This window comes from Kitasatospora sp. NPDC127060 (assembly GCF_042724935.1).
GTDB lineage: Bacteria > Actinomycetota > Actinomycetes > Streptomycetales > Streptomycetaceae > Kitasatospora.
The window spans coordinates 67,300-80,718 of record NZ_JBHXEG010000022.1 but is presented as its reverse complement, the minus strand read 5'-3'; the positions used below and the strand labels follow the sequence as shown (position 1 = coordinate 80,718).

Sequence of the window (13,419 nt, the reverse complement as noted above, 5' to 3'; positions counted from 1 at the left end):
TCAACATTTCGAGCAGGAAAGTATGCAGAGCATGCAATCGGCTCGGCTTTTCCAAGGCAACGTCAAAATGTCTGTTCCATAGGCCAGTTCGGATACGATCACCGGGCCTCCCCGCCCATTCCGACACCTCGGGAACGCTCTTGGCACTCGGCAGGTCGACCCGGCTGCCCTCGCTCACCGGTCTGCGCTTCATCGCGGCGGCAGCGGTGGTGGCCCAGCACTCCAGCCTGATCTGGTCCCACGGGCACGGCGAGAACGCAACCCTGCTCCGACTGGGCTTCGCCGCGGTGACGTTCTTCTTCCTGCTCAGCGGCTTCCTGCTGACCTGGGCGTGGCGGCCGGACCAGCCGGTCCGGGTGTTCTGGCGCCGCCGGCTGGCCCGGATCATGCCCACCCACCTGGCGACCCTGCTCGCCGGGGTGCTGCTGCTCGCGGCCGCCGGGCAGGCCGTGCCCCTGCGGGCCTGGCTGCCCAACGCGCTGCTCCTGCAGACCTGGCCCCCCGACTTCGACCTGCTCGACCCCGGGGTGAACGGGGTTTCCTGGTCACTCTGCTGCGATCTGGCCTTCTACCTCCTGTTCCCCGCCGTCGCCCGCCGCGCGGCCGCGATCCGCCCCGAACGGCTCCGGCACTGGGCCGCCGCGATCGTCGCCGTGATCCTGCTGATCCCGCCACTGGTCACGGCGGCGCGCCCGCTGCTCGACGGGCCGCCCTTCGGACTCGGCGTGACGCTCCGTCAGATCTGGTTCTGCTACACCTTCCCGCCCGCGCGGATGCCGGAGTTCCTGCTCGGCATGGTGCTGGCCCGGCTGGTCCGGGAGGGCCTGCTCGACCGGGTCCGGACCTGGCACGGCGCCGCCGCCTTCGCGCTGCTCTACCCTCTCGACCAGCTCTCCCCCCTGCTGTTCGGCGTCGCCGCGATCACCGTCCTCCCGCTGGCCGCGCTGATCGTCGGGGCCGCCAACGCCGACCGCCTGGGCCGGCCCTCCCGACTCGCCCACCCGCTGGCCGAGCGGCTCGGGGCGCTCTCGTTCGCGCTCTACCTGACGCACTACCTGGTGATCGAGCACGGCGACGCGCTGCTCGACCCGCACGGCACCGCCGACGGGCTCCGCCCACTGCTGTACACGGCCGTCCTGGCCCTCACCTCGCTGGCGGCCGCCTGGCTGCTGCACGCCGTCGTCGAGGAGCCGATGGTGCGCGTCCTGAACGAACCGCGCCGCGCCCGGCCCGCCGAACTCCTCGCCACCGCCGACCGGAGGGAAACCCCTTGACCACCGCCCGCACCCCCGTCGCCGTGCTCGGCCTCGGCCTGATGGGCACGGCCCTCGCCGACGCCTTCCTGGCCGCCGGGAACCCCACCACGGTCTGGAACCGTACGGCCGCCCGCGCCGACGGCCCGGCCTCCCGGGGCGCCCGGCGCGCCGCCACGCCCGCCGAGGCGGCGGCGGCCGCGCCGCTGGTCGTGCTCTGCCTCGCCGACCACGACGCCGTCCGCGAAGTCCTGGACGCAGCCGGCGGGTCCCTGGCCGGCCGGGTCCTGGTCGACGTCACCTCCGGCACCTCCGACGACGCCGCCACCGTCGCCGACGCCGCCGCCCGCCACGGCGCGCAGAGCCTCGACGGCGCGCTGCTGGCCACACCCGACACCATCGGCCTCGCCGGGACCACCGTGCTCTACAGCGGGCCCGAGCCGGCCTTCCGCGCCCACGAGCAGACCCTGACCGCGCTCGGCGGCTGCCCCGCCTACCTCGGCGAGGGCACCGGGCTCGCCTCGCTGCACGACCTCGCGCTGCTGGCCGTCCTGTGGTCCGGCCTGAACGGCTTCCTGCACGCGACCGCGCTGCTGCGCACCGCCGGGATCGGCGCGACGGAGTTCGCGCCGAGCGCCGAGCTGCTGTTCGGCAGCATGGGCGCCTTCCTGGCCCGCTACGCCCGGCAGGTCGACGAGGGCGACTACCCGGCCGAGGACTCGGCGCTGCGCACCCACCTGGCCGCCGCCGCCCACCTCCTGGCGGAGAGCGAGCGGCGCGGCCTCAACCCCGTCCTGCCCCGGCAGCTGGCGGCCGTCATGGCGGCGGTGGCCGCCGGCGGCCACGCGGCCGACAGCTACGCCGCCGTGGTCGGCCACTTCGCCGAGCCGACGGCGTAGCCGGGTCCGACCGCGCAGGCCGGGTCCCACCCCGCGGGCCGGGTCCGACCGCGCGGGCCGGGCTGTACGGGCCGTGCGGTCGGGGGCTACGCCCCGGTCGCCGCCGCCTCCCGCAGCCGTCCGGCCGCGAGCAGTTCCGCCACCAGCGCGATGTCCCGCTCCATCCCCCGGTCCCCGTCCATCATCGGCGACACCGCGCGCACCGCCGCGTGCACGGCCGCCGTCGGGCCGCTGAGCCGTTCGGCGCCGCGCAGGTCGGCGGCCTGGCAGAGGGCGAGCAGATGGATCGCCGCCGTCTGGCGCACCAGTTCGACGACCGTCCGGGCGTCCCGGGCGGCGATGGTGCCCATGCTGACCTTGTCCTGGTTGTGGGCCTCGGTGGAGCGGGAGAACGAGGTCGCGGGCATGGTCAGTTTGAGCGCCTCGGCGACCAGCGAGGAGGCCGCCAACTGAAGGGACTTGAAGCCGTGGTGCAGCCCGGCCTCCCAACTGTCGTCCGGGAAGCGCTGGATGAGGTTGGCGGTGAGGCCGTTGTTGTACTTCTCGTCCACCACCAGCTGCAACTGCCGTTCCAGCAGGTCGCCCACGCTGGCGGCGGCGGTCTTCAGCGAGTCCATCGCCTGGCCGATGTGCCCGCCGTAGAAGTTGCCGCCGTTGACGACCGCGCCCGCCTCGGTGTCGAACAGCGGGTTGTCGTTGGAGGAGTTGATCTCCACGTGGGTCCAGTCGGTGGCGAAGCCGAGGGTGTCCCGCAGCACGCCGTTGACGTGCGGGGCGCAGCGGATCGAGTACCGGTCCTGGACGGCCTCGGCGAGCCGGCGGTAGCCCGTCCCGTCGGGCATGACGTCGGCAGGGCCGGCGTCCTCGTCCCCCGCGAAGGGGCCGGTGCCGTCCCGCCCGAGCAGCCGGCGCACCGTCCGGGCGGATTCGGCGCTGCCGGGGTGCGGCTTGTGGTCGAACACGAACGGGTCGAAGTGGCGCGGGTTGCCGTTCAGGACCTGCGAGGCGAGCGCCGTGCACAGGTCGGCGGCGAAGGCGAGTTCGGTCGCGTCGCGCAGTGCCAGTACGGCGAAACCGGCCATGAAGGAGGTGCCGTTGACCAGGGCCAGCCCCTCCTTGGAGGCGAGCACCACCGGTTCGAGTCCGGCCTCCGCGAGCGCCTCGGCGACGGGCCGGGCCTCGCCGCGGTGGAGCACCGTGCCGTGCCCGGTGAGCATCGCGCCGAGGTAGCTGAGCGGGACGAGGTCGCCGCTCGCGCCCACCGAGCCGCGCTCCGGCACCACCGGCAGGATGTCGGCTTCCAGGCAGTCCAGCAGCAGTTGGACCACCTCCGGGCGGATCCCGGAGTTGCCGCGCGCCAGGCAGTTCGCCCGGGTGATCACCGTGGCCCGCACCACGTCCGGTGAAGCCGCCGGGCCGAGGCCGCAGTTGAAGCCGCGGATCAGGTTGGCCTGCAGCGCCTCCACCTTGCGCGGCGAGATCTGCCGGGTGTTGCTGTCGCCGAAGCCGGAGGTGACGCCGTACACCCGCTGCCCCGAGTCGACGATCGCGTTCTTGAGGTCCACCGACCGCTTCATCCGGTGCACCGCGCCGTCCGCCAGCACCACCCGCCACGCCTCCGGCCGGCGCGCGGCCGCCGCGGTCTCCTTGACGGTCAGCGAGCGGCCGTCGAGCAGCAGTTCCGCTCTGGGCGCACCGGTGGCGGCCGGGCGGTGCTGGGTCCTCTGCGGGCTCCGGGTGCGGTCAGACGACAACTCGACTCTCCTGTCTATCGACCGCCCGAGGCCTTGAACCGGCCTCGGGCGGGCCTCGGGCGGGCCTTCGGGCGGGCCGTGGTGACGCGACGACGGACACCCGCGGCCGACGGGGGGAACGACTTCGACTCCCCACTGTTGATCTCCTATCACCCTACGTCACCAACGGTCGCCGAACGCCCGCGGCCCGCACCCCCGGGGGTCGGGGTGCGGGCCGCGGAGCTTCAGGGCGGGTCAGTGCCGCTCGAGCCGGTGCCAGTTGGGCCAGTGCCGCTCGAGTCAATGCCGCTCGAGTCAATGCCGGTTGGTCAATGCCGGTTGGCCGGGGCACAGCGGAAGCTGGCGGCGTCCGCGATGTCGCCGTGGCCGGTGTAGCGGGAGACCAGCGGGTAGGCGCAGAGGTTGCGGCTGACCGTCCGGCCGTCGGCGGTGTTCAGGGTCGCGGGGAGCGTCTGCGGCGCCTTGCCCTGCTCGACCCAGGCGGTCAGCGCGGTGAGGTCGGCGGTCTTGCCGGAGAGGCCGCAGTGGGCGGTGCCCGGGGCGAGGAAGAGCCGGTAGAAGTCGTCGACGTTCGAGGCACCGCCCATCCGCCGCTCGACCTGCTTGCGGTAGCGCACCGTGCCGGCGGCCGGGATGAACTCGTCGGCCGTGCCGTGCCAGCTGAGCAGCTTGCCGCCGGCGTCGCGGAAGGCGGACAGGTCCGGGTCGGCGGTGCCGATGACCTGGTCGTATTCGGCCACGGACTGCTGGAACAGCTGGGCGAACCGGTCGGTGGTCAGGGTCGTGACGTCCAGCGTGGGCTGCTTGGCGACCCAGGTGGACACCCACTTGGCGGGCACCGGGAACGGCGCGCCCACCGGCTTGCCGGCGTCGTCCGTGGTGTGGCCGGCGAGGGCGCTCAGGTCGGCCCCGATCGGCGTGCCGGCCCACAGCTTGCGGCCCGAGGAGGTGCGCGGACCGTCCCAGATCCGACGCACCACCTCGGCGTCGGCCGCGCTGATCGTCACCTGCTTGCCGCCGCACTCGATGGTGGTGCCGATCAGCCGGCGCGGGTTGAAGCCGCACTCGTCGGGCCGGGACACCAGGCCGTCCCGGGCGCCGTCCAGCCCGTCGCAGGCCTGCACGGCGGCGGCGGTGAAGGCCTCGAACTCGCACTTCGTCGGGTAGACGTGCGCCTCGTTCATCACCACCTGCGGCCACAGCGTGGCGACTTCGAACTGCGTCCAGTTGACGGCGGGCGCGTTGGCGAGGATGCCGTTGTAGTCCTCCGGGTACTTCTGGGCCTCCATGTAGCCCTGGCGGCCGCCGGTGGAGCAGCCGTTGAAGTACGCGTACGAGGCGGCCCGCTGGTAGTGGGCGGCGATGACGTCCTTGGCGACGACGGCGGCCTCGTGCTCGGAGCGGGAGGCGAAGTTCTCCAGCAGCGTCGAGTCGACGGTGCCGTCGCTCTTCAGCCCCCACCCGGCGTCGATGTAGGTGCTCACCCCGGCGTCGGTGGTGGCGGCCGCGTAACCGCCCTTGAGGGCGGCGGCCAGGTTGCTGCCGTAGTCGCCGGCGGCGTAGGCGCTGCCGCCGACGGTCTGCAGCCGGCCGTTCCAGTTCTGCTGCGGCAGCCAGACCCGCACCTTGGCGTGGTCGCCCTGGCCGGGGTGGGTGAGGGTCACCGTGACGTCGCAGAACGCGGGGACGTCGGGAACGTGATCGGCCTTCAGCGGGAACACGGCGGGCACGTCGACGGTGCCCGCCGGGTGGGCGACCGCGGTGACGGCCTCCACCTGCGTGCCGTCCGGGGCCGCCACCGCGGGGGCGGCGCAGCTGTAGCCGGCGGGCGTGCCGGTGTCCGCCACCGCGCCGGGGGCGTAGAGCACGGCGGCCAGCGGCAGGCCGGCCGCGAGAACGGTCAGGATTCGTTTCATCGGGATTCCGTTCGAGAAGGTGAAGTTGCCCCAGGTGCGGCGGCGTTGACGAGTCGGAGGTCGGGTGCGGAGCCGGGGCCGTGGTGTTCCTCCGGCAGCCAGTGCGGGTGGTGGCGGCGCGCCCAGGACCGGCTGACGTAGCCGGTGCGCATCCCCCGCCGCGACTCCCGGTCCCGCAGCGCCCGGCGGATGTGCCCGACCAGGACGGCGGCCACCGCCCAGGCGAGGCAGTCGTGGACGAAGATCGCGCTGGTGCGGGAGACGAACGGCAGCAGCCGGGTGAACCACATCAGCAGCCCGGTGGCGGCCATCACCAGCACCGCTCCGGCGATCCAGCCGGCGTACAGCTTCTGCCCCGCGTTGAACTTGCCCGCCGGCCGGTCGTACGGCCCGGTCAGCCGCCGGCGCGCGGCCCGCAGCCACTGCCGGTCGTACGGCGCGAAGCGGTTCAGCCGGCGCAGGTCGGCGCGGAACGCGCGGGAGAGCAGGCCGAGCAGCACGGGCACCGGCAGCAGGATGCCGGACCACTCGTGGAGGGTGGCCACCAGCCTTCGCCGGCCGACGAGTTGGGCCAGCGGACCGAGGTAGAGGCAGGCCGCGGCGGCCACGCACACCAGCATCAGCAGCCCGGTGCTCCGGTGGACCAGCCGCTGCGCCCGGGTGAACCGGCGGACCCGGCCGCCCGGTTCAGGCGGCGGCGCCGCGGTCGGCGCCGTCGAGCCAGCCGTCGACCGCATAGCCGTACTCCTCCCAGTAGCCGGGGATCACCCGGTCGGTGACGGTGATGCCGGACAGCCACTTGGCCGACTTGTAGAAGTACATCGGCGCCACGTACAGCCGCACCGGGCCACCGTGCTCGTGACTGATCGGCTCGTCCTGCATGTTCAGCGCGACCAGCACGTCCGGACGCCGGGCCTGCTCCAGGGTGAGGCTCTCGCTGTACGCCCCGTCGAAGCAGGTGAACCGGAGCGCCTTCCCCTCGGCGCGCACTCCGGCGGCGTCCAGCAGCTCGGCGAGCCGCACCCCCCGGAAGGGCGTGTCCGCCACCCGCCAGCCGTCCGTGCACTGCACGTCATGGACGATCCGGGACTGCGGCAGCGCCCGCAGCTCCGGCAGGCTGTAGCTGCGCGGCCGGTCCACCAGGCCGTCGATCCGCAGGCTGTAGTCGGCCTCGCCCTTGCGCGGCACCGAACTGACGACGCTGTAGTACCGGAACCCGCCGGGATCCGGCAACAGCCCGGTGAGCCCGGTCGGATCGTGCTGCGAGGCCGCCGCGAGGAAGCCCTCCCACCCGCGCTGGAGGTACGGCGCGGCCGCCAGCCCGGCGATCCCCGCGGCGAAGGTCCCCAGCACCGTCCGCCGCCCCACTGGCGCCCCCCGGGCGCGCCGGTCGTACTGCTCTGCCATGGTCCCGCCCCAGGTGCGACAGGTGCGCCGACGGATCACCGGCACACGAGTAACTGTTCTGAACGGTTATTAGATTGGCACCCGCTCCGGTCACCCGTCAACCCGGTTACCGCATCGACGGTGCGGGCGCATCACGGAACGCGCCGACTGACATGCTGTTGCACCAAAAGGATCCCGGATGGCTCAACTCGACAGCACCCGGGCCGCCACCGGGCAATCCTGCGACTTCATCACCTGTCTATAGAGTTACGAACCAGAGGCACTCAGCCCCTGCCGGTCTCCAACCTCACCGATCTGCTGGCCGTCGCCGCCAGCGGACTGAGCTTCACCCGCTTCGCCGCCCTGATGACACTGCCCTGGCTGGCGGCCGTCGCCGTCGAGTACGCGGTGCCGCGCCGCTTCTTCGCCACCGACCTGGACACCGCCGCTCCCACCCCGGCCCGGACCCAATCCCCGGAGATGCCGCTGTTCGCACTCCTCACCGTGGCCGGCACCCTGGCCGGCTTCGTGCTCACCTCCGCACTCGGCGTCGACCCGGCCTGGGCGGCACTGGCCGGCGCCCTCCCTGCTCGGCACCGCGGCACTCGCCGCCGTGCCGGCGAACGTCATCGACAACCTGCCCGCCACCCTCGTCCTGCTCCCGCTGGCCCTCCCCTCCGGCCCGGGTGCCGTCCTGGCCGTGCTGCTGGAGGTGAACATCGGGCCCAACCTGACCTACGCCGGCTCCCTGGCCACCCTGCTGTGGCGGCGCATCGTCCGCGAACACGACACCGACATCGGACCGGGCGAGTTCACCCGGCTCGGACTGCGAGTTCACCCGGCTCGGACTGCTGGTCGTGCCCGCCGCCCTGACCCCGGCCGTGGCGGCACTGCGGGGGTCCCGGCAACTCATCGGAACGTGAGGAGGCCGACCAGCGTGACGGGCGACCCCGCCCACCCCGGCCCGCACAGTCTCGGGCCCGCCACCCGATTCGTCGTCGACCACGCGCCCTGCGCGGTGCTGCTGGTCTGGCCGGAGCGCGCCGTCAGTCCAGCGCCGTGATCCGGTTGCTGAGCGTCCCGAGCCCCTCGATCGAGCACTCCACCACGTCACCGGGGGCCAGGTAGCCCGGCGGGTCGGCAGCGAAGCCCGTCCCGGCCGGCGTGCCGGTCAGGATGACGTCGCCGGGCTCCAGCGGGACGATCCGGGAGATCGCGGCGATGGTCTCCGGGATCGAGAACACCAGCTGGTCGGTACGGGAGACCTGCCGGGGCACGCCGTTGACGCTGAGGGTGATCGCCAGGTCGTGCGGGTCCGGGACTTCGTCGGCGGTGGTGATCCACGGGCCGAGCGGGCAGCTGCCGGGCAGGCTCTTCGACAGGTAGTACTGCTTGTGCCGGGTCTGGAGGTCGCGCGCGGTGATGTCGTTGGCCACGCAGTAGCCGAAGACGTGGTCCAGCGCCGCGGCCTCCTGGACCCGCCAGGCGCGGCGGCCGATCACCACCGCGAGCTCGACCTCCCAGTCGATCTCCCGCGAGAGCGAGAAGTCGATCCCCAGCGGGCCGACCGGGGCGGCCACGCAGCGGCGGTCCTTGGTGAACACCACCGGGTGCCGGGGCCTGCGGTACTCCCGGCCCGCCGCCCGGTAGGCCTCCTCGCCGTGGTCGGTGTAGTTGAGCCCCAGGGCGAACAGGTTGTTCACCGGGCGGGGCAGCGGTGCCAGCAACTCGACGTCGGCCAGGGGCAGCCGGGGCCCGGACGGGCCACGCCCGGCCAGCTCCGCCCAGGCCTCCGGCCCACGGCGGAGCAGCTCGGGCAGGCCGGGCAGCTCTGACAGGCCGGCCGGCCCCGGCCGGCCGGCGGCGGGCAGCGTCAGGGCGCCGCCGTCCGGGTCGACCAGCGCGAGTCTCTCCGCTCCGCCGGTCCGGATGGTCGCGAGGCGCATCGTTTCTCCTTGTCGCGCGAGGCGGGACGGGCGGGCACCGGAAACGGTCACGGTGCCCGCCCCGTCCCTCGGGACGGATCGGTGGACGGATCGGTGGACGCCCCGGCCGGGCCGGCGTACGGCCCCGGCCCGGCCGGGGCGTCGACCGGGTCGCGGGTGCCGCCGGGCTCAGTCGAGCAGGCGGTCCAGCTGCTGGGCGACCGTGCCCCGCAGCACCTCGGACGCTCCGCCGGCCATGGTGAGCATCCGGGCGTCCCGCATCAGCCGGGCCAGCGGCATCTTGTCCGACAGCCCGTTGGCGCCGCACACCTGGGCGGCGGCGTTGGTGATCCGCTGGGCGAGGTCGCCCGTCACGTACTTGGCCATCGCGCTCGGCGCACCGGTGTCGTCCCCGGCGGCCCACTCGCCCGCGGCCCAGTCGGTGAGTGACCGCGCCGCGCGCAACTCGCTGACCAGGGGTGCCAGCGCGGTCTGCATGGCGAGGTGGCCCGGGGAACCGGCCGGAAGGCGGGCGCTGGCGTAGTCGAAGGCCGTCCGCAGCGCGCTCTTCGAAAGGCCGAGGCAAATCGCCGACTGGCCCAGCCGCTTTCCGTTGTAGTGCCGCATTATCCGGCGCAGCGAAGTCCGGTCGAAACCGAGGACGACCTGCTCGACGGGTACGAACACATCGTGGTAGCGGACGTGGAATTCGCCCAGTCCGCGCAGCCCCAGCTTCTCCTTGCGGTCGTCGATCTCGACCGTTCCGTCCCCGGCGCCGAGCCGGGTGCGGTCCACCAGGAAGAGGCCGACCTCGCGTGATTCGGCGGAGGGCTTGGCGACCACGAAATGCACCGTCCGGCGGGCCGCGCCGGTGATCCAGTCCTTCTCGCCGCTGATCCGGTAGCCGCCCTCCACCGGGGTGGCCACGGTGGTGAAGCGGGCGACGTTCGAACCGGTCTGCGGCTCGCTCATCGCGAAGGCGGCCTGCTGCTCGCCGGTGGCGATCGCGTCGAGGTAGCGCTCGCGCAGCTCGCGGCCCGCGTACTCGCGCAACATGCCGATCTGGCCCATGTTCTGGTCCATCACCGCCTTGGCGACGGACGGCGAGACCCGGGCCAGCTCCTCCAGCACCTGGAGCAGGAAGCGCACCCGCTCGGGCCCGCCGTGGGGCTGGTCGGCGCGGTAGCCGAGGGAGTTGGCGAACAGGCCGCGGCGGGCCATTTCGGCGAAGAGTTCGGTGCCGATCTCGTCGCTGCGGTCGATCAGTCCGGCGACCGGGGCGACTCTTTCCCGGGTGAAGCTCCGGACGTCGTCCAGAAAGGCAGCGGCCTCGGTTCCAGTGGTCTGGTCGAGGTGGTCAGCGGCGGAGGGACGCTGCTGAACGGCTAAGGAAGTCACGGATTTGCCCTTTCCTCGGAGGAGAGGTTGCAGGCTCGCGCCGATCGCACATCCCGGCGCGAGCGGAACCGACAATGCCACTCCCCGAACCCCGTCATGTTACCGGCAAGTAAACTGTCCAGTCCGGACCGGTGGTATGCGTCACAGTCCGGTATTCGGCTGATCCTGCGTCAACTAACGTTCGAGCGCCGGAAGGTGACCATTCGGCTGGCACACGCGGCCCCCACGCGCCACCATCCCGACTCCGCCCCGACTCCGCCCCGTCCCCGTCCCCGTCCCCGTCCCCGTCCCCGCCCCCGTCCCCGTCCCCGGAAAGGGTCCGCCGATGACGCTGACGTTCTCCACCCTCCTCGTCCTGATACTGATGGGCGCCGCGGCCGGCGGCGTCGGCGCGCTGACCGGGATCGGCGGCGGCGCGGTCGTGGTCCCGGTCCTGGTGCTCGGCTACGGCGTGTCGTTCCGCTCGGCGGTGGCCGTCTCGCTGGCCGCCGTCATCGCCAACTCGGCCACCGGCTCAGCCACTTACCTGCGCCAGGGCCTCACCCACAAGCGCCTGGCGTTCAGCCTGGAGGTGACCACCACCATCGGCGGCATCGCCGGCAGCCTGGTCACCGCCTTCATCCCGCGCCCGGCCCTGGAGGGCGTCTTCGGCCTGAGCCAGTTCCTGTCCGCCGAACTCACCCGCCGCCGCAAACGACTCCCCTCCCCCGCAGGGGCGTTGGCGACCGCCGAGACCCCGCCGGACGCCCTCACCCGGCACGGCCTGCGCGCCTGCGAGGGCCCGGACGCGCTGACCGGCCTGGTCGCAGGCGAGAGCGACGGCACCGCCCGCGCCTACCGGGCCCGACGCCCGTTCCTCGGCGCCGGCGCCTCCATGGTGGCCGGGATGCTCTCCGGCATGCTCGGCATCGGCGGCGGCTTCCTCAAGGTGCCGGCGATGACGGTGGGCATGGGCGTGCCGGTCCGAGTCGCCACCGCCACCAGCCAGTTCATGATCGGCATCACCGCGGTGGCCAGCTTCGTCGTCTACTACGCGGCCGGCGTCGTGCAACCGCTGCTGGTCGCCCCGATCGTGCTCGGCATCACCACCGGGTCACTGCTCGGCTCCCGGCTGTCCGGCCGGATCTCGGTGGGCACCATCGAGGTCGTCTACTCCACGGTCGTGCTCGCCTCCGGCCTCTCCTTCCTCCTCGGCGCCTTCGGAGTGATCAATGTCTGACCTCCCCGCCACGACCACCGGGCCCGCCCCCACCACCGGCGCTCCGACCCCGGACCCGCTGGCCGGGGAGGCCCGCACCAACCGGCTCACCGCCACCGCGCTGCTGGCCACCACCGCCGTCGCCCTGGTGCTGATCCTGGCCGGCCTGATCACCTCGCTGGCCGCCGGCGACCGCACGGCCCGCCCGCTCGCCCTCGCCGACCTCACCTCCCGGCACAGCGCCGGCCCGCTGCTGCTCGGCCTCGGCCTCCTCACCCTCGCCCTCGCCCCGGGCGTCGGCATCCTGGTCACCGTGGCCCGCTGGCTCCGGGCCGGTGACCGGCGGCACGCCCTGCTCGCCGCGCTCGTGGTGGCCCTGCTGTTGGGCGGCTCCCTGCTCGGCTGACGCCGGGCCGCCTGGGCGTTTGGCCTCCCCCGTATGCCCGGCCTCGCCGCACGCCCGCCCCGGAGGCAGGCTGGATGGAGCGGGCCCTCCGTCCGGCGGACGGCAGAACAACGGGCGGCACGCGGCAGGCGGCGGCCGACAGGCGGCACGCGGCAGGCGGCGGCCGACAGGCGGCAAGCGACGGACGGCAGACGGCGGACGGCAGGAGTCGGCGATGGACACGACGCGACCGGAACCGGGCAACAGCGGGGCCTGGGTGGTGGCCCACCCCGGTCCGGTGGCTGCGGCGGGACCAGGGCCGCTGGAGTGGGAACGCCGGCCGCTCCCCGAGCCCCGGCCCGAGGAGATCCTCCTCGACGTCGAGGCGTGCGGGGTGTGCCGCACGGACCTGCACCTGGCGGAGGGCGACCTCGCCCCCAGGGTGCCCAGGTGCACGCCCGGACACGAGGTGGTCGGACGCGTACGGGCGGTCGGCTCCGCCGTCGAGGGCTTCGCGACCGGCGACCGGGCCGGAGTCGCCTGGCTGGCCCGCACCTGCGGTAGCTGCGCCCACTGCCGGAGCGGACGCGAGAACCTCTGCCCGCACTCGCGCTACACCGGCTGGGACCGGCACGGCGGCTACGCCCACCACCTGACCGCCGACGCCCGCTTCGCCTACCGGATGGCCCAGGGCCCGCCCGCCGAGGAACTCGCCCCGCTGCTGTGCGCCGGGATCATCGGGTACCGCGCCCTGGAACGGGCCGAGCTGCCGCCCGGCGGACTGCTCGGAATCTACGGCTTCGGCGCGTCCGCCCACCTCACCGCCCAGATCGCCCTCGCCCGGGGCGCCCGGGTGGCCGTGTTCACCCGCGCCCCGGCGGCCCGACGGCTGGCCCTGGAACTCGGCGCGGCCTTCGCCGGGGACTCGTACGACCCCGCACCGGAGCCGCTCGACGCGGCCGTCCTCTTCGCCCCGGTCGGCGAACTGGTACCGGTCGCCCTGGCCGCCCTCGGCCGCGGCGCCACTCTCGCGGTCGCCGGCATCCACCTCAGCGACATCCCCACCCTCGACTACCAGCGCCACCTCTTCCAGGAACGAACGCTGCGCAGCGTCACCGCCAACACCCGGGCCGACGGCCGCGCGTTCCTCGCCGAGGCCGCGCGGGCCCGCCCGATGGTGCACGTCAACCGCTACCCGCTGCGGCAGGCGGACACCGCACTCAGGGACCTCGCTGCCGACCGGGTGACCGGCGTCGCCGTCCTGCTGCCGTAGCCACTCGCGGGCCGGGCCCGGGCGCCCGGTCG

11 protein-coding genes and 1 pseudogene are annotated in these 13,419 nt (G+C 73.7%); 6 read left to right on the top strand and 6 right to left on the bottom strand.

The features are described from left to right. Nucleotides 1-140: 140 nt before the first annotated feature. Entirely contained in the window at nucleotides 141-1,274 is a 1,134-nt protein-coding gene (locus ACFWIS_RS15310) for an acyltransferase family protein (RefSeq protein WP_380461512.1), read from the top strand. Next, on the top strand, nucleotides 1,271-2,152 hold the full coding sequence (locus tag ACFWIS_RS15305) for an NAD(P)-binding domain-containing protein (protein WP_380461511.1): 882 nt from the start codon (nucleotides 1,271-1,273) through the stop codon (nucleotides 2,150-2,152). The genes ACFWIS_RS15310 and ACFWIS_RS15305 overlap by 4 nt, the downstream gene beginning before the upstream one ends. A gap of 86 nt (nucleotides 2,153-2,238) precedes the next feature. Here ACFWIS_RS15305 and hutH read toward each other — a convergent pair whose 3' ends face one another. The 4 genes from hutH to ACFWIS_RS15285 form a co-directional block, all read right to left on the bottom strand. Beyond that, complete coding sequence (gene hutH, locus ACFWIS_RS15300) at nucleotides 2,239-3,906, bottom strand: histidine ammonia-lyase (RefSeq protein ID WP_380461510.1); 1,668 nt, start codon at nucleotides 3,904-3,906, stop codon at nucleotides 2,239-2,241. Between the two features lie 308 nt (nucleotides 3,907-4,214). After that, on the bottom strand, nucleotides 4,215-5,822 hold the full coding sequence (locus tag ACFWIS_RS15295; RefSeq protein WP_380461509.1) for a DUF6351 family protein: 1,608 nt from the start codon (nucleotides 5,820-5,822) through the stop codon (nucleotides 4,215-4,217). Then, nucleotides 5,819-6,559, bottom strand: a complete 741-nt coding sequence (locus tag ACFWIS_RS15290) for a cytochrome b/b6 domain-containing protein (RefSeq protein WP_380461508.1) — start codon at nucleotides 6,557-6,559, stop codon at nucleotides 5,819-5,821. Before ACFWIS_RS15290 ends, ACFWIS_RS15295 begins: the two co-directional genes overlap by 4 nt. Beyond that, the gene (locus ACFWIS_RS15285) at nucleotides 6,510-7,229 is read right to left on the bottom strand and encodes a molybdopterin-dependent oxidoreductase (RefSeq protein ID WP_380461507.1); all 720 of its coding nucleotides are present in this window, start codon (nucleotides 7,227-7,229) and stop codon (nucleotides 6,510-6,512) included. Before ACFWIS_RS15285 ends, ACFWIS_RS15290 begins: the two co-directional genes overlap by 50 nt. A gap of 270 nt (nucleotides 7,230-7,499) precedes the next feature. Here ACFWIS_RS15285 and ACFWIS_RS15280 point away from each other — a divergent pair. Then, nucleotides 7,500-8,052, top strand: a pseudogene (locus ACFWIS_RS15280) (arsenic transporter); the annotation flags it as partial. Between the two features lie 202 nt (nucleotides 8,053-8,254). On the opposite strand, the gene ACFWIS_RS15275 reads toward ACFWIS_RS15280, so the two are convergent. After that, the gene (locus tag ACFWIS_RS15275) at nucleotides 8,255-9,154 is read right to left on the bottom strand and encodes a fumarylacetoacetate hydrolase family protein (protein ID WP_380461506.1); all 900 of its coding nucleotides are present in this window, start codon (nucleotides 9,152-9,154) and stop codon (nucleotides 8,255-8,257) included. Between the two features lie 168 nt (nucleotides 9,155-9,322). Next, nucleotides 9,323-10,531 carry an acyl-CoA dehydrogenase family protein gene (locus ACFWIS_RS15270; protein ID WP_380456036.1) on the bottom strand — a complete coding sequence of 403 codons (1,209 nt, stop codon included), beginning with the start codon at nucleotides 10,529-10,531 and terminating at the stop codon, nucleotides 9,323-9,325. A 325-nt stretch (nucleotides 10,532-10,856) separates the two neighbouring features. Between ACFWIS_RS15270 and ACFWIS_RS15265 the strand changes: the two genes are divergently transcribed. The 3 genes from ACFWIS_RS15265 to ACFWIS_RS15255 all read left to right on the top strand — a co-directional run bounded on the left by ACFWIS_RS15265 (nucleotide 10,857) and on the right by ACFWIS_RS15255 (nucleotide 13,387). Next, a complete protein-coding gene (locus ACFWIS_RS15265; RefSeq protein WP_380456033.1) occupies nucleotides 10,857-11,750 on the top strand; it encodes a sulfite exporter TauE/SafE family protein in 894 nt (297 codons plus the stop codon). Next, complete coding sequence (locus ACFWIS_RS15260; protein WP_380456031.1) at nucleotides 11,743-12,135, top strand: hypothetical protein; 393 nt, start codon at nucleotides 11,743-11,745, stop codon at nucleotides 12,133-12,135. The genes ACFWIS_RS15265 and ACFWIS_RS15260 overlap by 8 nt, the downstream gene beginning before the upstream one ends. A gap of 214 nt (nucleotides 12,136-12,349) precedes the next feature. Beyond that, entirely contained in the window at nucleotides 12,350-13,387 is a 1,038-nt protein-coding gene (locus tag ACFWIS_RS15255; protein WP_380456028.1) for a zinc-dependent alcohol dehydrogenase family protein, read from the top strand. The last annotated feature ends 32 nt before the right edge of the window (nucleotides 13,388-13,419 follow it).